Here is an 18,848-nt window from a genome sequence, read left to right as displayed (position 1 = left end):
AGACAATTGCAAGGTACTAGGATGATTGTCGATGTATTTGTTAGATTTTCGGTTAGAAATCGAAAGATAATAACTTAATAATTCAATTCAAACTGAAAAAACCACTTATAGTGTGGCTTAACAGTCATTGTAAAAAATGCATACTATTATTAGCTATTCTATTGGCTCATGTTCACTAAAGTGATCGAGTAATCCAACTTTTACTTCATGAAGCTCCCTTTTGTCTATTGCCACACAATGGGCATCAACTTGGTATATATTATTATCTTTATCCGACTGAGGTTCTAATGTTATGATTAGGAATATATCTGTATTCGTTGTAGGTGTTAGGTAATAGAACACGGATCGTCCACTCCAGGCCTTCTCATAATTGTTGTATACCTGGTTGTATGTGTCACCGATAATCTGTTGTTTATTATTTATGGTTTGATTAATAACATCCTCTTTTTGTAGTCGGCAAACCTCAAGTAATTTATCAGTGATTTCTGTATAGATGTAAGCACCATTTCTCTTTATAAATGAAAAAATTAATGCATCATGTTTTGTCTCGTATTCTTTAATCAGTTTACGTATTAAACTAATTAGTTCAATAGTTTTTTTATCCATATGAGATCTCTCCATTTTTATTTTTCACTAATATGAATTCTTTCGAACCATAATATTTATATTATAAATAAAAGCATTTAACATGTATATGCATATTTAGAAGTGAAAACAATGAAAGAACTCCTGCAATAAAACAGGAGTATCAAAGGAGTGATATCGAGCTAATTAAAAATTCACTATATGCTATATAATTTATTTGGTGTCAGAAACCAATAAATATTTTATTTGCTTTATACACCAACTAATACAATTAAATTTACTAATACAAGTACTACGATTTAATATATACATAAGGCGCTAAATTAGGAAGTGAATGTATTGAAGCTGAAAATAAAAGAATTGCGTAAGTTAAATGGAGATACTTTAAAACAACTTGCTTCAAAGATTAATTATGATTACAGCAATTTATCAAAAATTGAGCGAGGGATTTATTCGCCCTCTTTATCATTATTAGAGAAAATAGCTAATACTTATTCTGTTGAAGTACATACTTTGTTTGAAGCTCAAGAAAACTATACTCAGGAAGAAGAAAGCTTAATAAAGGACCTAGATATTTCATCTAGTGAAATTTCTAAGAAATACAACATAGAGATTGATGGAGAAAGAATTACTGAAGAAGAACTAAAGTTTATCATTGGTACCATTAGAATATTAAGAGATACAATACAGAATGGGAAATAAATGATACTTGCATCGATTGTGTTTTTCCTTTAAAAAAATATATATCTTTCAGGTATATTTTGCTTCGTTTCTCGCCCATCGCATCTTTTGTTCATTATTATTTACTCCATATCTTAAGTAACCTCATTACAACATGGGGTTACCACCTACTTTTAATTGCTGCAAGTTTTTTCGCCACTTACCGTTATTTCTGCATTTAAATATCCTTCATTTATAGTTTGTAGAATCCTATTTTACAAGATTTGTGTTTGCACCTTGATATTTATGGGAAAAGAAATATACTTTATAATCTCAATACTTCTTTTTGAATAAATATCAGCATACAGGGAGTAATAGTGTAAGTCCTAAAGACCATTTCAAATTTATGTTAGTATGTTATTAATAGTCACAAAAAAATACCAATAATTGATAATTTTAGGTATGATATCATAATTATGATATTCTCGTAAGGAGTTAAGAAATTATATGAACAAGGATGATAAACTGCTTCATTATATGTGTGAAAAAACAAAAGAATTGACAGAGAGTTGGTATAATTCTCTAGATAAAAGTGATCCAAATGGTATATATTCATCTAATGATCCAGCTGTAATTAAGTCGATTAAGCAACAAAACTATGAGTTTCATAAGCGATTCTGTACACTATTTGATCAATCAATTACAGAGAAAGACTTCTTAGAAAGTTTTGAACCATGGGTTGTTAGTATTGCTAGAGATAAAAATCATTTAGAAACGCCAATTCATCTTGTACTAAAAGAACTATTTAGAACACAAGATCAATACTTAAAACTGTTAAATGAATTCGTTGAGAAAAAGCCAGCTGAATACGATCGCGAAACAGAAAATCAATGGAGAAACAGTATTATACAAACATTCGCAAAAGTTTTAGTTTGGTTTACACAAGAAATTAACAATTATGCCGCGTCTCAATTGGAAGCCCAAAAGGAGATGATACTGGAACTAAGCTCTCCTATCATTTTACTTAATAAAACTACTGGACTCCTCCCTTTAATTGGTGAGATAGATACTGTTAGAGCGAAGCATATACTTCAACACACTCTAAACAGTTGTTCTGAAAAGGGGCTAGATCATCTTTTTATAGATCTTTCTGGTGTATTAATCATAGATACTATGGTTGCTCAGCAAATTTTTCAATTAATTAATACTTTAGATTTGTTAGGTGTAAAAAGCACGCTTTCCGGTATTAGACCAGAAATAGCACATACAGCTGTTCAATTGGGATTAGACTTTAACGACATTTCTATTACTTCAACCTTAGAACGTGCTATTACTTTAAAAGCACCTTTAAAATGAGGGAATACATAATAAAATATGCCACCATGTGTAATTAATTTTAAACAATTCAAACTTGTTGTTTCTCTTAACGAATAAAAGCCGCTAAGTTAGCGGCTTTTATTCATGACACCATATTGTTCTAACAAACTTCTAATGGCTTTGTTAATTAGTTTTGACTTATCCCCCTTTTCGCCACGTGAAGCGATGTTATCTACCTCAGTAGCAAGATCAGGATCCATGTAGAAAGAAGTGAATACTTTTTTCCGTTTTTGCTTTTTAACTTTGTTACCAGATGCAAGCATTCGAAGATAATCGTCATCTTCATCCGCATCAATGTTATTATTATCATTAACATCGTTGTCATTGTTGTTGTCGTTAATATCATATATTTTACTAGCTATTTCATCATCGTTGACGATGACATCTTCAACAACTTTTTCAATGATATTATCATTTTGTTCTACATTTTTATCATCAACATTGTCATATGAATTAAAGAAGGCCTGTGTGGCATTGGGTTTTTTTATCTTATCCTTGAGGTTGCTCTTTTTTGACACGTTTCTTCAGCTCCTTCACAAATGGAATATAGTACTCAAGCGCATTTTTTAGTTCGGGATTCTCATCAAACCCAGTAATTGCCAAACGTCTAGTTGCTGCTTTTCTTTTAATAATCGTCTTAAAGCGAACACCAGGGTAATCTTCATCGACGGATTCTTCCATAATTTCGTTTTCTTTTGCTCGTGCATCAATAAGGGAAAATAAAATGCCAGCTGTTTCAAGATTTGGGTTGTACCGTTCTTTTGCACCTTCAATGATTTCCAGAAACTTAGGAATGGCATAATAAGCAAACATAGAACCATCGAACATGACAACCGCGTAACTTCCTCCTTTTGAGTATGTACTTAAAGGCATTACAGTATGTTCCGAAAGTGCAGGTGGAGTATCTATTATGATCCAATCGTAGTCTTCCATTACAGGTTCTAAAGCTTTTTGCAATGCATCCAATCCAAGGCCATTTTCATACATCATACGCGGTAAAGTAGCGAGAAAGTCATTAGACGGTATGAGATCCAAGTTTTCCGAAATTTTAATAATATATTTCCTTGCATCACCATCAATGATAGCTTCAAGCACAGTTTTCTTTTCAAAGACATTGCAGATATCATATTCACTTGTTAAGAAACTTGTTAAGTTACCTTGTCCATCCATATCAACTGTAAGCACTCTGTCTTTCTTGCTGAGCAGGTATGATGTGATGCCACTACTAATCGACTTTGAGCAACCACCTTTGCTGATTCCAAACGTAATGATTTTTGCAGTCAAAATTAACACCTCACAATTGTTCTTCAATTTGTTACTTTTCATTTTATCATCAAAATAGTCAAAAACCTTTAGAAAGTTATCGACAATAATACACAGTATAATGCGGCAACATTGTGTATTTTGTCGACATATTCAATCATAAAAACAATAACAATTATAACATATTGATGTATTTATATGTTGTTAAAAATAATAATAACATGTACAAATATATCATATGTATCATTGTTGACATATGTTCAAGTGTTCGTAGATTGCTTTTTTTAGTACTAATAGGATCAAAATCAAACTATTTTTTTTATGTATGTTAATACAATTATTTAGATCTGGAAAAACGTATTAAAAAATTGAGTTTAATTGTTTAAATAGTACTTCCTCATTCAAAAAAACCTTTCTCTGTTTGTTCATATTAAATGGCAAAAGGGGTCAGAGATTCCATTGCTCACAATATTGAATAGTATAATGTTGACTTTGATAATAATGAATACAATACATTCAAAAAATATCATGATACTATTGATAATAATAGATTTATTGTACTATCACATGTTAAATTCAATTATGTTGTTTATTATATTAATACCGTTAATAACAGTATTAAAGTTAAAGATAATATCTACATTAACAATGTTCACACGATTAATTTAAAAGATAGCATTGTTGCATTATTATTTGTATAATATAATATATATGTTGTAAATAACATATATATTATATGTGTATATGATTGTTGTTAATGTAATCATATATGCATCGTTTGACCTTGTTTAATATTTCCTAAATACGTCTTAACTTAACAATGACAACAACATAAATGTTGTTGTCATTGTTAATAGTTACATAATACTTTTTTCTTTTAACCAGTTGAGCATCTTTTCGTCATTATTTTTGTTTTGACGTTTATTTTCTCCACGTAAGTAGCGCGAGAGGGTAGTGTGAGCGATTCCTATCTCACTTGCTGTCTGGCGGATACTGACATTAAGTGAATCAATCATGTTCTTCATGGTTTCAGGTGATAAGATGATTTCTTGAGTCTTTGTGAACGAAACATTACCTTTTACTAAATTTGAATAATCCACTGTAACGGCTGTCTCTTTCTGAACGGTTTTCCATGGAGAATTATATGGTATGCTTAAAGAATATCCGTCATTCATCGTCGTGGCTTGCGCAATAATCTTCTCATCGTAACTAACTGCGGAAGAGGAGAGTAAATTCTTTTGATTCTCTTTCACTACAGAATCGTTTGGAAGAATTAATACGTTAATCTTAGACCAATAACTAGTGACCCACCCTTTCTTTCCAATGATTTCTTCATCAATTTCCTCTGTATACTTCCAACTTTTAATCACATCGTCTTTTTGGAGCTCATCGAGTACATTCTCAAACTTGTCTCGTACCTGAACGCCATTATAACGAGAAGAAATGTCCATAACTTTTAGAAGGGTAGCCACTTTAAATGGCTGCTGAAGAGACCGACGCATTGTACGAATCTTCCATTGAAGGTTCAAATACCGACCTAAACGTTTCTGCTCTCTTTGTGTATAGTGACTATACTGAAAAATCTTTAAGTCGAGAATGCCGATTGATCGATTAGGTCCTTCTAAATACGGTGTAAGGATGGAAGTGGGTTTCACCTGAACCGCGTAGATTCCTTTGGCTTCATTTGATTTCTTGTCATATGCTACACGAATCTTTCCGATTTCAAACATACGTTGAAAGTCTATGAATTTATAAAGTTCATTATCTTCCATTTCTTCCGCATTTATAACTTTGATCTTCTGTTCCCCAAGAGATACCCAAATGGAAGAGAGAGCTGCTACACGCTTCATGATATTAAATCGGTCTTCTTCACGAAAATCAAGCTCTCGACCTTTAGATGTGCGCTTCTTTAGGTTTCTTAGACGTAAGGCATCATTACTATGGAATTCTATGTACCCTTCATTATCTCTCGGAGATACCATCCAAAGATATGTAATAAGATCAAAAAGATCAGCTGTCATCTCATCTAATGAACTAAGTGTAGATTCAATGAGTTCTAACCACATTTCTTGTTGATCAGCTGCTAACTGGGGAATGTTAGCATCGTTTGGCCTGAGCTCGGCCATTCCTCTAACTTTTCCTTTGTTATCAATAATCTCAGTAGTAAGATATCCTGTATCACTAGGTTTATACTCTTTTTTCTTTGTAACAATATCACGCATCAAGTGAAAGTCCATATCCATACTAGAATAGATGTAATCCCTATCTATAACTTCCTTAATTTTCTCTTCATTTAAACTGCGTTTAATCTCAACATTAGGAAATTCTTGTTGAAAATGACCGGTTAATAATATTTTTATCGTATCTTTGTAGCGTTCCACAGCTTCGCGTATCATGAGCTTCGTAATATGTTCTCCAAAAAATAGAGACTGAGTAAATAGAGAGAATAGAGCGCGAAAACTAGAACACATCGCTTCACAGGGTACTTGACTTGTAGTCTCCTCATTTGTCATATCGTATGCATCTTTGTGCCATTGTTCTATCACGTATGGACGATCTTCAAATAAATGCTTTGTTTCTTCAAACATTACAATTTTTAGATACCTATAGTTTAATATTAACCGATCAGGCATTTCTTCATAATTCAATTTAGAACACCCTCTCTGTGTTTTCTTAGATAATTACTATCCGCGTATTAAGGCACCATCTATTTTTTATTATAACAACATTTGCACCACTTATAGATGAAAAATGCACCAAATACCATAGTTCAAGCAATAAAATGCACCATTATTGTATTTTTGAGCGAAACCTGTTTACTATTAATGCACCAATACAAGCTTCAATGTCACAACGACAAAAAATCGATTTCTTTGAACTAGTCACTTAGTAGTAAATAATTTTTATTCAACATAAGGGCTAGATTGTGGAATAGTAACTATTTAATTATTGTTAATCATAGACTTAATTAAACTTTAAATAAATTGTCATATTTTACGTTGTTAATTGAAGGGTTTTTTGTAAAAAAAGAGAAACTCCTTCTTTAGAGGTGGAGTAAAATGTTAGAAGAAGATTTGGAAGTTCTAGACCAGATTGAAAATGAAGTGTTAGATGATGAAGAGGTTGAAGTTTCTGAAGAGAACGAAAAAGAAGCCGAGAGAAAAAAGAAAGCAGATGCCTTATGGAAAGCTGTTCAAATGGGAGATGTTAAACATTTAACCACTAGGGTAGCTAGTATATTAAACAGGTACCCCGAAACGAGAAACTCGGATATTACCCTCCAAATAAAATACTGGCAAATTTATAATAATTTAACTTCAAATTTTGTAGATTTAACAAGATTATATACTCTGGAACGCTTAACATCTATCTCAAGAGCTCGTGCAAAAATACAAAACGAATATAAATTATTCTTAGCAGACACCGAGGTAAGACGTCGAAGAAGAACTTTAGAAGAAGATGAAAAGGAAGCGCAATTATTAGATAAGCCTTCTTATGGAACAATTAATGTTTTTGCAGATGAAACAGGTAAAACTGAAACATTTGTTATCGTTGCAGGAGTTTGGTTGTTGAATGAACAATTATCCGCAAGAGTTCAGAGAGATTTTCTTCAATGGTCCAGCAGAAAAGAAGCTCAAGGTGTGAAATTACCTGAAGAGTTTCATTTTAAGAATTTAAATAACAGGAATAATAAAGAATTAGAACTTTATAAAGAATTCTTTAATCTTATACTTCGCAATGGTGAAATGATTAGTTTCAAGGCTGTAGCTGTTAATAAGAGTAAAATTAATAGGATCCCTATATCTGATTTGATAACAAAACTTTTTTATCAGTTTATTAGATTAGGCGTTAACCATGAGATTAGTTCCAATAGAATTCAACTACCAAAAAAGATTAATTTAACAAAAGACGAAGAAGAAGGGGAAAGCGCCTTAATTCTTGAGACAGTAAAACAAAGTTTAGAAGACAATTTTAAAATTCATTATGAAGATGATTTGAAAATGGATCAACTAATCTCTATGCCATCACATGAACATATATTTTTACAGTTTGCCGATCTATTTGTTGCAGCACTTAATAGAAAGTATAATAATCCAGGGAACAACAATAAAGATAAACTGGCTGATTATATACTTGAATCAATACGAATCAAAGAAGTAAGATTTTCGGCAAGTCAAGTCGAGATTGATGAAGAAAAAGAATTGGAAGAAATTGATCATTCAATACTATTTATATTCGATTAAAAGGGAAGATACTTTTGAAAGATAAAAATCCGTGATAAAACCTAAAATGAAAACGCTTTGTCACCAAGCGTTTTTTTTTCTGATTTTAAAGTTAAAGTATTTAGTCTAGTTAAGAATTTAAAAAAAGTTTGTTATTTCCTTTTTTTCTAGAATTAAGGATGAGAGAATGAACCTAAATAAAACAAATGAGGTGGTTATTTGGAGAAAATCTTTTATCATCCAACTAAATTTAAAGGAAAAAATATACCTGTTTTTTCAAGTTATTATCAATACCAGACAATATCCTATTTTCTAGAACTTTCAGAGAAAATTGAACCCTCTCTAATAATAGATTTAGAAAAAATGACTGCATTATATGCAACAGTTGAGAAAATCATCGATGGGAGTATTCTGGATGAATGGTTAAAATTTGAACAAGCCAATCTAATAAATAAGGATGCAATCGAACTAAGAGAGACCTTAACTAATTGGGCAAAGAAGTATAACTTATACAATGATGACAATTAAACCTTCTTAGAAATTGCATTATGGGCGTTACCAAACATAATTGACCACCCTAAGGATATTGAAGAACGTAAAAATTTTTTAAAAAAGTTATTATCCGAAATTACCTAACCAAAGATCTCGCTCAGCGGGAAGATATGTATCTATTCCAAAAGCAGGGCAAAGAATACAAGGTAGTCGACAAGCAGTGGGAAGAAGTATGTGATCAATTTGTGAGTATGCGAGTAAACGGAGGCTTTCCGTTTATCACAGTAAATGACGCCGATTACATGAAGAACGGAGAACTCTACCTCGTCCACAGCTATGAAGACATGGAGCTTGATGTGAAGTATCTAGAAAAAGTATTGCCGCATCTACATCACCTCTGGGGACGTCCTGTTCATATGGAGACGAGGATTGAGCAGAAGCCTGTGCTGTTCACGTTTTATGGAAAGACGGTTCATCGGTTCATCGAAAGTACCTTTAAAATTAAATAATTGTTTTAGAGCACTCCATCTGGGGTGCTTCTTAATTATTATTTTTTTTGAATTAATCTTGAGGATACATACATTTACAAAATCTACAAATTCTAATCTTGAGGTGATTTTAATGAAAAAAGCGGTAATGATTTTAGCTATGGTGCTAATCTCTGCTTCTTTAAATAGTCCTAAATCTAATGCAGAAGTAAGGAAAGTCAATAAAGAAGAAATGATTCTCTTCACTACATCTGAACAATTGCTATTAAGTTTTATTGAACCCAAAGTAGAAGAAATAGTTCAGAAAGAGTATGGTATGAGAAAGCCGTGGAGATTTGTTAAGGTGTACGAGGTCAAACATGTTGCTAAGATTAAAGAACCTAAATCATGGTTTGAGTTGAAAGCAATAATCGCAGTAGGAGAAAAATCACAAAAGAAATACGATAATCTGACCTTAAAGTTTTCTAACCATTATAATAATGATAAAAATTTTCAGAAAAATTTAAGAGACGTTTCCTTTGAATTATTAGATTATAAGCACGATGTTAATATTGGTCTTTCTGTACCATGGAGCAAATATCCTGATAACTCAGAGATCAAATTTGCGGATGTTAATACATTTTATGAATCGCTTGATAAAAAGCAATATGCTGAATTTAAAAACGCAAAACTTAACATCCGTGAGAAAACGTATTATAAAGATATCAATAATGTAATGTCAAGAGCTGATAAATACGGAAAAACAAGATCACATGGAGACGGCTATTCCCCAACTAGGCAGGTATATGTATTTATAACAGTTTCTGAAGATGGTACTAAAATGAAAACAGCCGTTTATGATGCTGAAATTGAAAAACTAATCTCATCTAGTTCTCATTAAAAAATAAGCATAATGGTTATAAAAAGCACGCCAGTAGCGTGCTTTTTGATGTATTTACTGTTCTTTCCGTCAAACGTGATTTGTACAGGTTGTGCTCAATTTTTGTTTCCCAACGGTTGTCCCGCATCAACTTTTTATTAGAATCAATGAATTTACAGATCGCAAATGGAGATAACATCAAGATTCTAAAAGGAGCAGAATACATTAATGAGAAGAATTTTAATTTTATTTTTACCTCTATTCATTGCAATAAACATAAATATGTACACACTTGCAGAAGCTGTTCCCAAGCCTCCTGAAGGTTCTAGAGAGGAACTTTATCAAGATCTATTTATTACGCTGCTTTCACCATACATCGATCAACCAATCAATAAATATTACTCAAAAATCATCAATATAACTCCTATGGTATATCCGTATGATGTAGATATAATTAGTGCAAAAAGGATGTTTGAAGGAAGATCATTTCTATTTTTAGTAACTCTTGAGGTTACACCAGTTGTAGGTCCGCACATTTCTGTTGGAAAAGATAGACTTACGTTTAAAATTGGGTCAGGTGAAGGAGTTGGTCAACAAACAAAACTAATTCAATTCAATCATTTGGAGACATATGAATTACCACCAAATTGGAAACACATTCTTAGAAAAAGTAATATTTAATAACAATGCTGATTTTAATATCTGCAATCGCTCCTAATAAAGTGAAGGCATAAGCAGAATTTAGAGGTGATTAAAAAATGGCTAATGTAAAGTTATTTAGAGCTATTTATATTCCAGAGACACCGTTTGTAAATGGAGTATTAAAGCCTAAAAAGGCAAAGAAATATAAATTTGAATTATTGAAAAGTGAAAAAGTAGTAAATAATCTATATCAACTTATTTATAAAAGGGATGATAAACTACTCCATAATTATTATTTTGAGAATATAGAAGATGAGTTGGAAAGATACTTGTTTGTGGAGAATAATGAATTATATGATGACTTTATTTCACAGTTTTGGGGCGGCGGACAAAGGTACTGGGAAAGTGGAATGGACGTTTATTTAGATTTAGATCGTCCTGAAGAGGTATTTGGACAGTTAACTCATGTATATAACAATAGTTTTTATGAGGAGGATGAGCCTACGCCATTAAGCCATATTTTCGGTCAACAAATGTGGCATAGCAACGCCTATATTATTGCCAATCGAACAGCTTTATTGGAACTTAAAGAAGCGATTGATGTTGCATTAAAGTATGAAGAAACACGATTAGGCTTAATGCCTTCTGATGGTGAAGGATATGATTTATTTATAAAATGCGTTGAAGATGATTTTAAATGGGAAGAGTTAGAAATGCCATATCATGATAGAGAATGTTATGTACCTGAAGAAAAAGTAGTGCTTCAACCGCATAAGATTTTTAAAAATTATCTGATAAAGTAATGATTTTTCTTATTCAACAAACGAGCAGGATTGTTGAATAAGGATGACCATAGACTATTAAAGAACAAACCTTGTATAAATAATCTGAATTGGGGGCGAATTTGATTAAACTAAAGTTACTAAGCATACTAATTGTACTTTTCGGTATTTTATCTGGATGTAGTGAAAGAGAAGAATCAGTCACTTGGAATGTCTCTGAAAGTTTTACGCAAGAAAATCTTACACTGTATGGAACCAAAGGCAAATTTGGAATAATTAAGGTTAACGGAGAAGCAAATGAGCCAGAGTTTCCAGTTGGTCAAGGTAGACACTACGCTGTCTACTTCTTTGATAAATCAAAAGAAATTAATGGGAAGAAATATAAGTTATCAGCCATTCATAAAGATTCTAAAGAAGCTATTCAGCTTTATGAATGGGACATTGAGAATAATAAAAGTGGTGCTAAATTTTTCTTGGATAAAGAAGGATTATGGAAACTTAACGTTTCTATTGATGACGAGCCCTATACAAGTTTTATTATTGAGGCTGTTAAAAAATAAATCTTCCGCAATCGGGTGCGATTGCGGATTAAGGACAATCGCTTTTTTCTAACTGAGCAGGAGTTCAATAGCATTTTCTAAATGTTACCCAGCTAGGAGGGTGAGTATGGAAGGCTCTTGGGAAGGCTTATTAGATATAATCGGTTTAAATTAAGATATAAGAAAAAAAGCTGAATTAAAGGCATTGATTGAATTCCCATTAGCAGAACCAAAAACAGACTTGTTAATAAACTTATTTGACTACATAACAAGTATTTATGGTTCCGAGAGATACACTATTCTTTGGTGGTATGAACCAAGCTGCATCATTGTTCAAAACATAAGCAATCCATATACTAAATTCATCAGCAAAGATGATTTAAAGTATTTACAGATTTTTTGGGGAAAAATTGCTGGGGATATTATTGAACTAAGAGATTAGTGTAAGTTTGTTAACAACAAAAAATGGATCTAATTATTAATAAAATAATAAAATCCGTGTCCACGAGTATGGAAAGTAGAATTTGCAGAGTATTAAAATTACTCAACAAACGGGTGCTTTCATTTGGATAAATAAAAACAATCGTTTAATAACGAATCTTTTATATTTACCCTTAGACAACTTCAATGACAAAATCAATGTTATTTCCCTTAGTAATTCTAAAATTGCGCCTCAAAATGTATTCGTTTAGGCGTGTCTTCTACTTACACTTTTGCTACATAGCGTTTAACTTCCTCCCAATAATCCGCCTCCGTTTCAGGAACTTTTGCCCAATCCTTATCTGGATAATGTTCTTGTACATCCGAAAAACAATGATTATCAATAAAGTGTGGATCTACTGTGCAACCTTTTAACACGCTTATTGGGGAAAAGAAAAGGTATCCATCAAAAAGATCTTTTAAACAAAAATTGGTATAACCCGATGAATAATAGCTAGCATCTTTTAGATATCCAATACAGGTACCCAATAGATCGAATCCCATTGGTATATGATTAAATTCAGCCATCAATTCTTCAATCTGCCCATTTGCTGGAGATTGGTTTTCAGCTAGACTTTCTTTATTTGAGAAATGCTGATGTAATAGAATAGAAAAAACATGATTCGGATAACTTTGATAGATTAAGTTACCTAAGAAGCCGTCATTGAAACGAATAAAGTTAGACGCTGTTTCATCATATTGAGGGTAGTGATACCTTGTAAATGCATGAACGGTTCCAGTTAGAATTACGATACGCTCGTTCTTATTAATGATTTCATCTTCAATAATCTGAAAACGATATTTTTCTGTATTACCCTTGTAAAAAACCTTCGAACAACTTTCTGGTGTGCGAACTCCGGAGAAATCTTTCCAATTGTACTTATAACTTAGATTAATGATTCGAAACTTCCGATCACCTTTTTTAAGCTTAGAGTTAAGTCCCCAGGCAGCATGATACAAATCCCAATATTCTTTATATGGCCATTTCACGTTATAATTAAAAATCAGCCGTCTAGCTAATTCTTCATCAAATCTTTCACCCGTTATTAGTTCATCTAAAGCATCTTGGTCTTCACTTGCACCAAATTCCATTCCTAAATGATAAACGCCACAATGGTACAATTCAGAAATCATTTTATTAACAAAATCTAGATTCTGTTTCACCGCATGCCTTTCTGCTAATAGAACAATAGGGTATTCCTTACATTTACTAATTAAGTACTTTTCTGGTGTTAACATATTTTCTTTTAAATGATGAATCCATTCCAATTTCATTTGGACACCTCTAACTTTGTTCCTTTTTTCGTATACTAATCTCATTCACATTCTCATTATATCTTGACCTGTTGCTGGATACATCTAAACGTTGGCTAATCTACCTTCAAGAAGGTGAAATGCTATTTTTATGGAATTTGTACAGGTGGAAAAAGTGAGGTGCCTTGTACCTATATTTTCATTACACAAACTATCTCTACGAGCTTAATATGAATTCTTTGTCTTTCTTCAGAAGGAGTAAAGAGGTATTTAGTTATTTTGTAGTAAACTAATGGACTATCCGGATGTTTAGTGTATACAAACAATAATCCTGTTCATTTAGTATTGAAATCGATTGTTAAGAATTATAGTGTACCGATAGGATCGATACCTTTATTTTCTATCATTAGAACTACTGCCTTGCCCTTGGGCACAATGGGTCTATGCATGGTGCCTTTTGGTACACAAACACCTTCATATTGCCCTAGCTCAAAGTTCCCTTTTTCGGTTTCCAAAACTATAGCACCTTCTAATACAAAGAAAACCTCATCGTCATTCTCATGTTTGTGCATATGGTATTCCCCCTCAAAAATCCCAAGACGTAAGACAGATGAATTTACTTCGCATAGTGATTGATTAAACCACTTGTCTGTATTATTACGAACAATGTCCTTTATAGTGATTTTTTCAAGAGAGTCAAACTTAATGTTCATTTGTTGATTGTAATTAAAATTCTTTTGATTATTTTCCATGCATTTACACCTCTTCTTAATTTAAATTAACGTATTTTTTATGAATCAAGAATACTGTCCTATGAATATTTTTCGATGTTTCTCATTATCATACAAAAGCTCAAAAGTAATGCATTAAGCCAATCTAAATTGATAAAACATTTTATCTACGGATAACACAGGGAAGTTAAAAGGAAGTTGGTCCATGTCTATTTTTATAAAGCCATTTTTTTCATAAAATCTATGGGCAGCCAGAAATTGTGGTGTTGTTCCAAGCGAAATAGTTTTCACGGATTTTTCCTTAGCCCATTCTATAGCATGATTTAGAAGCGTATTTGCTACTTTATACTCTGATCCTCTGAACTCGCTCTTCACAAACATCTTCCTCAATGCTACTTGTTGATTTCCTATATCTAATAAACTAACGGTTCCAATTACCTTGTTATTATATAGGGCAACCCAAAAGTTACCGTTCCCTGTTTGATAAAAATTCTTAACATTGAATAAATCAGGTTGATCTTCTTGCGTAATCGCAACGTTATATTCCTTTGTTTGGATATGTGATATCATTTCAATGACTTCATTTTGATATTCTTCGGTATACTCCAGTATGACGTGCGCACGTGGATCTTTCTTTTTGTTATCTTGTTTGATACTCATCCTATATCAACTCCAATAAACCATTTTACGGTAATATTCATTGGCACCTTAGTAAGAATTTAGCTCCTTTATTATTAGAATCTCACTAAATTAATCATGCGTTACCAACTTTTGTTTACTATAATGTTTAGAATCTATTATAATGTACAAAGTTTAGTATATGTTATCCATACAAACGTTGGAAAGAGAAAACTATCTATGTTTAGTATGTCAGCACAAAGAGGTCTAAACAAATAATATCGTAAAGAGGAAGTTAAACAATGAACAATATTCGATTGGGGCAAACTATATTAAATTATCGTAAGATTAATGGAATGACCATACGTGAATTTTCTGATTATGCTGGGGTTAGCACTTCACTAATTAGTCAAATAGAGAGAGGTAAAGGAAACCCTTCATTGAGTGTACTAGAATTAATTGCAAATGCATTAAATGTCCCCTTATTCACCCTCTTCATAAACGAGATCAATACGGATTCCCTTATTTCTAGAAAACAAGATCGAAAGAAGATTTATCGTGAAGACTCTGTACATAGTGTCTATGATGTTTTAACACCAGATTTTATGAAGGCGCACATTAAAATTTTATTGATGGATCTAAACGCAAACTCGAGTACTACTGAAAGTCATTATTCTCATGAAGACAAAGAAGAGATCGCAGTGGTTATGAAAGGGCAAGTGTTTGTAGAGCTTGAAGGAAAAGAGTATTTTTTAGATGAAGGTGACGTGGTGCGAATCCCACCTAATATCAAACATCGGTTTTTGAACAAGAGTAATGCAATCTGTCATGTCTTATTCGTACTTACTCCAGCTTTGGTTTGAACAGCTCTTAGATATTCGTTACTTCTTCTTAAATAGCAAATGTTTATCAAAAATTGGTTCCTGATGGAATCGATTTTTTTTGGTAACTACTTAATATCCGTTCACAGAAAAATAGGATTCTCTGTATTTTTAAGAAAAGGTAAGCAATATATCTTTAATTTAGAAATTCATAAACAGTTCATAATTCTCAAGTAGTGTTATCTCATCACACAAATGGAGGGATATGGACGTGAGTAAAAATAAAAAGAACAAGAAAACAAAATGGGTGTTCGGACTGATCGTTGGGGTTGTTGTGCTAGGAGTAGTAGCGGCTCCATTGTTAATGCCCCGAGACCAAGCTGGTTACCAAGAAATTTCTGCTGAGAGAGGGAGTTTGTCAGCTTACTACACATTTTCAGGAACCGTAGAAGCTAAGGTGCGTGAGACTGTTAGAAGTAGTAAAGCTATAGAAATAGATGAACTGAAAGTAGAAGAGGGGGATGTTGTAAAGAAAGAGGATATTCTTCTAGTAACTACACAAGGTGAAGAAATTAAAGCTCCTTTAGATGGAGAAGTGTCGAACATAATGGCAGAAGAAGATCGACAGGTAATGGAAGGTGCAGAGCTACTTGAGATTGTAGATTATTCAGATCTGCAGACGAGCATGAAAGTGGACGAGTATGATCTGAAAAGTGTATCAGAAGGCAAAGAGGTAAATATCACGATATCAGCTCTGAGTGCTGAAGTAAAAGGTATCGTTGCATCGATATCAGAGGAAGCCGTCAACGAGAATGGAGTAGCTTATTTCACGGCAGAAATTGATCTTGATGAGAATAAGGATCTTCGTGCTGGGATGAGTGCAGAAGCCAAAATGCTTAACGAAAGTGCAGCAGATGCAATATCACTGCCAATGGACGCTGTCAGGTTTGACGGCAATGATAATCCATATGTTCTTAAACTCACTAACAAAGGTGAAACTAAGCGAAAATACATTAAAACGGGCATCAACGACGGTGTAAGGGTAGAGGTAAAAGAAGGATTAACCAATGGAGAAAAAGTCTTGATCGATTCTAAAGAGAAGGGATCAGCACCGGGCGGATTTATGCCACCAAGACCTGCAGGAATGTCTCCTTCTGGTGAGGGGGGACAATAATGAATGAAACGATCCTTAGACTGGAAGCGGTTTATAAGTCCTATCAGATGGCAGAAGAAGAACAGACCGTACTGAAATCGATTAATCTCGAGATCGAAAAAGGAGAATTTCTATCGGTGCTCGGTCCATCAGGTTCAGGGAAGTCAACTCTTATGAACATTATTGGTCTGCTCGATGAGCCGACGTCAGGCCACTATCACTTAGCAGGAAAACAGGTAGAACATCTCATTGAAAAAGAACTTGCAGTCTTACGTAACAAGGAAATCGGATTTATCTTTCAGCAATTTCAGCTTCTTCAGAAGTTGAATGCGCTTCAAAATACAGAGCTTCCGCTCATCTACTCAGGTATACCGGCAAAAGAAAGGAAAATGCGAGCTGCACAAATGCTTGAGCGAGTCGGTCTTGCAGATAAAATGCAGAACCGGCCCAATCAGCTATCCGGCGGACAGCAACAAAGGGTAGCGATCGCAAGAGCATTAGTGACAGAACCTTCTATTCTGCTTGCGGATGAACCAACTGGTGCACTGGATCAAAAAACGGGTCAGCAGATCATGAAACTTTTCCAGGAGCTACATGGGGAAGGAAAGACCATTATCATGATCACACACGATTTAGAGGTAGCTAAAAACGGGAGCAGAATTATACGTATTTTGGACGGAGAGCTTGACGAGGTGAACCAGCATGATTCTTGAAAATATAAAGATGTCTTGGACAAATATTGTTCATAATAAAATGCGTTCGTTTCTTACTATTTTAGGTATTGTTATCGGTGTAGCATCCATTATTGCGCTCATTACCATTGTAAAAGGCGCAACAGGGGAAGTGACGGAGCAGATGTCCTCCCTTGGGGCAGACAAAATTACGGTTCAGGTACAGGAGACACCACTAAAAAAGGGTCTTCTTGATGGTGATATAAAAGAACTAGAAGACATTGAGTATGTCTCGGGGGTTTCACCTACACTCACCAGTAAAACATCGATCGTGCAAGCAAATCATGTCATGCAAGACATTACCGTTCAAGGGAAAAATCAAATACACTTCCGTAAAAATGTTGATCTAGTTGAAGAAGGACGGGCGATTAATAAGTTCGACATTGAAAGTAAAAATAAAGTGGTTTTAATCGGTACAAAAATAGCAAAAGAGCTATTTGAAGGCAGAGATCCAATCGGCAAAAATGTTCAGATTTCAGGTGTGAACTTTAAAGTTATAGGATTACTAGAAAAATCGGACAGTTACTCTAATGATTCAACGAATGAAACCCTAATCATGCCTTATACCACGGCTATGAGTTTCCTTCAAGCTGGATCTGTTTCAAATGCCGATATCTATATGGAGGATGCAAAGTACTCAGAAGAGGTAACAAGCGGTGTAGAAAAAGCTATGAATCAGGCGTTCAACTATAAAAATGAAGGTTACTCTATCATGAATATGGGAGATATGATCTCATCCATTAATGAAATTACAACCATGATGTCACTTATGCTTGGGGGAATTGCATCGATATCCCTTGTCGTTGGTGGTATTGGGATAATGAATATGATGCTCGTTTCTGTTACCGAAAGAACAGCAGAAATTGGACTTAGAAAAGCACTCGGTGCGGAGCCGAAAAGAATTCAGGAGCAGTTCTTACTAGAATCGGTTTTTCTTTCTCTTATAGGAGGAGTCATTGGTCTCTTGTTGGGAATCGTTATCGCCTTTGTCGTTTGCAGCATCATGGGTACAAGTTTCACGCTGAGCGTAACTACCATTATTCTTGGAGTTGGTTTTTCCGTAGCCATAGGTGTCATTTTCGGTTACGAACCGGCTAGAAAGGCTTCCAAGCTACATCCGATCGATGCACTTAGAAGTCATTAAAGGAGG

At 33.6% G+C, this 18,848-nt stretch carries 19 protein-coding genes and 1 pseudogene; 13 read left to right on the top strand and 7 right to left on the bottom strand.

What is annotated here, in order from left to right:
• Positions 1–153 precede the first annotated feature (153 nt).
• The gene (locus IHV09_RS19255) at positions 154–606 is read right to left on the bottom strand and encodes a hypothetical protein (protein ID WP_197265257.1); all 453 of its coding nucleotides are present in this window, start codon (positions 604–606) and stop codon (positions 154–156) included.
• A 309-nt stretch (positions 607–915) separates the two neighbouring features.
• On the opposite strand from IHV09_RS19255, the gene IHV09_RS19250 reads away from it, so the two are divergent.
• Positions 916–1,287 (top strand): helix-turn-helix domain-containing protein, encoded by a 372-nt coding sequence (locus IHV09_RS19250; protein WP_370569002.1) that lies wholly within the window; start codon positions 916–918, stop codon positions 1,285–1,287.
• 465 nt (positions 1,288–1,752) lie between these two features.
• Complete coding sequence (locus IHV09_RS19245; protein ID WP_197265255.1) at positions 1,753–2,601, top strand: STAS domain-containing protein; 849 nt, start codon at positions 1,753–1,755, stop codon at positions 2,599–2,601.
• A gap of 89 nt (positions 2,602–2,690) precedes the next feature.
• Here IHV09_RS19245 and IHV09_RS19240 read toward each other — a convergent pair whose 3' ends face one another.
• From IHV09_RS19240 to IHV09_RS19230, 3 genes are all read right to left on the bottom strand, one after another.
• Positions 2,691–3,140 carry a hypothetical protein gene (locus IHV09_RS19240; RefSeq protein ID WP_197265254.1) on the bottom strand — a complete coding sequence of 150 codons (450 nt, stop codon included), beginning with the start codon at positions 3,138–3,140 and terminating at the stop codon, positions 2,691–2,693.
• Positions 3,112–3,906: a ParA family protein gene (locus tag IHV09_RS19235; protein ID WP_197265253.1), complete on the bottom strand. Its 795-nt coding sequence runs from the start codon at positions 3,904–3,906 to the stop codon at positions 3,112–3,114. Before IHV09_RS19235 ends, IHV09_RS19240 begins: the two co-directional genes overlap by 29 nt.
• A gap of 836 nt (positions 3,907–4,742) precedes the next feature.
• Positions 4,743–6,533: a hypothetical protein gene (locus tag IHV09_RS19230; protein ID WP_197265252.1), complete on the bottom strand. Its 1,791-nt coding sequence runs from the start codon at positions 6,531–6,533 to the stop codon at positions 4,743–4,745.
• 411 nt (positions 6,534–6,944) lie between these two features.
• On the opposite strand from IHV09_RS19230, the gene IHV09_RS19225 reads away from it, so the two are divergent.
• The 7 genes and pseudogenes from IHV09_RS19225 to IHV09_RS19195 all read left to right on the top strand — a co-directional run bounded on the left by IHV09_RS19225 (position 6,945) and on the right by IHV09_RS19195 (position 11,931).
• The gene (locus tag IHV09_RS19225) at positions 6,945–8,129 is read left to right on the top strand and encodes a DUF3800 domain-containing protein (RefSeq protein ID WP_197133594.1); all 1,185 of its coding nucleotides are present in this window, start codon (positions 6,945–6,947) and stop codon (positions 8,127–8,129) included.
• 198 nt (positions 8,130–8,327) lie between these two features.
• The gene (locus IHV09_RS19220) at positions 8,328–8,636 is read left to right on the top strand and encodes a hypothetical protein (RefSeq protein ID WP_197133596.1); all 309 of its coding nucleotides are present in this window, start codon (positions 8,328–8,330) and stop codon (positions 8,634–8,636) included.
• Between the two features lie 92 nt (positions 8,637–8,728).
• Positions 8,729–9,109 (top strand): annotated as a pseudogene (locus IHV09_RS19215) (stage V sporulation protein R); the annotation flags it as partial.
• Positions 9,110–9,221: 112 nt separating this feature from the next.
• Positions 9,222–9,968, top strand: coding sequence for a hypothetical protein (locus IHV09_RS19210; RefSeq protein ID WP_197133599.1), 747 nt, complete (start codon positions 9,222–9,224; stop codon positions 9,966–9,968).
• A gap of 207 nt (positions 9,969–10,175) precedes the next feature.
• Positions 10,176–10,628 carry a DUF3888 domain-containing protein gene (locus IHV09_RS19205; protein ID WP_197265250.1) on the top strand — a complete coding sequence of 151 codons (453 nt, stop codon included), beginning with the start codon at positions 10,176–10,178 and terminating at the stop codon, positions 10,626–10,628.
• 77 nt (positions 10,629–10,705) lie between these two features.
• Positions 10,706–11,392 (top strand): hypothetical protein, encoded by a 687-nt coding sequence (locus IHV09_RS19200; RefSeq protein ID WP_197265249.1) that lies wholly within the window; start codon positions 10,706–10,708, stop codon positions 11,390–11,392.
• Between the two features lie 101 nt (positions 11,393–11,493).
• On the top strand, positions 11,494–11,931 hold the full coding sequence (locus tag IHV09_RS19195; RefSeq protein WP_197265248.1) for a hypothetical protein: 438 nt from the start codon (positions 11,494–11,496) through the stop codon (positions 11,929–11,931).
• 684 nt (positions 11,932–12,615) lie between these two features.
• Here the strand turns inward: IHV09_RS19195 and IHV09_RS19190 are convergent.
• The 3 genes from IHV09_RS19190 to IHV09_RS19180 form a co-directional block, all read right to left on the bottom strand.
• A complete protein-coding gene (locus tag IHV09_RS19190) occupies positions 12,616–13,665 on the bottom strand; it encodes a ChaN family lipoprotein (protein WP_197265247.1) in 1,050 nt (349 codons plus the stop codon).
• Between the two features lie 344 nt (positions 13,666–14,009).
• Positions 14,010–14,396, bottom strand: coding sequence for a cupin domain-containing protein (locus IHV09_RS19185; protein WP_197265246.1), 387 nt, complete (start codon positions 14,394–14,396; stop codon positions 14,010–14,012).
• 114 nt (positions 14,397–14,510) lie between these two features.
• Positions 14,511–15,035 carry a GNAT family N-acetyltransferase gene (locus IHV09_RS19180; protein WP_197265245.1) on the bottom strand — a complete coding sequence of 175 codons (525 nt, stop codon included), beginning with the start codon at positions 15,033–15,035 and terminating at the stop codon, positions 14,511–14,513.
• 260 nt (positions 15,036–15,295) lie between these two features.
• Between IHV09_RS19180 and IHV09_RS19175 the strand changes: the two genes are divergently transcribed.
• The 4 genes from IHV09_RS19175 (at position 15,296) to IHV09_RS19160 (ending at position 18,842) form a co-directional block, all read left to right on the top strand.
• Complete coding sequence (locus tag IHV09_RS19175) at positions 15,296–15,856, top strand: helix-turn-helix domain-containing protein (RefSeq protein ID WP_197265244.1); 561 nt, start codon at positions 15,296–15,298, stop codon at positions 15,854–15,856.
• A gap of 229 nt (positions 15,857–16,085) precedes the next feature.
• On the top strand, positions 16,086–16,988 hold the full coding sequence (locus tag IHV09_RS22515) for an efflux RND transporter periplasmic adaptor subunit (RefSeq protein ID WP_197265243.1): 903 nt from the start codon (positions 16,086–16,088) through the stop codon (positions 16,986–16,988).
• Positions 16,989–16,999: 11 nt separating this feature from the next.
• Positions 17,000–17,680, top strand: coding sequence for an ABC transporter ATP-binding protein (locus IHV09_RS19165; RefSeq protein WP_197265293.1), 681 nt, complete (start codon positions 17,000–17,002; stop codon positions 17,678–17,680).
• Complete coding sequence (locus IHV09_RS19160) at positions 17,670–18,842, top strand: ABC transporter permease (RefSeq protein WP_197265242.1); 1,173 nt, start codon at positions 17,670–17,672, stop codon at positions 18,840–18,842. The genes IHV09_RS19165 and IHV09_RS19160 overlap by 11 nt, the downstream gene beginning before the upstream one ends.
• Positions 18,843–18,848 lie beyond the last annotated feature (6 nt).

It is taken from the genome of Fictibacillus sp. 23RED33, assembly GCF_015903925.1.
GTDB classification, from domain to species: domain Bacteria; phylum Bacillota; class Bacilli; order Bacillales; family Fictibacillaceae; genus Fictibacillus; species Fictibacillus phosphorivorans.
Note: the sequence above shows the minus strand (reverse complement) of the source record. Positions and strands in the feature narration are given on the sequence as shown.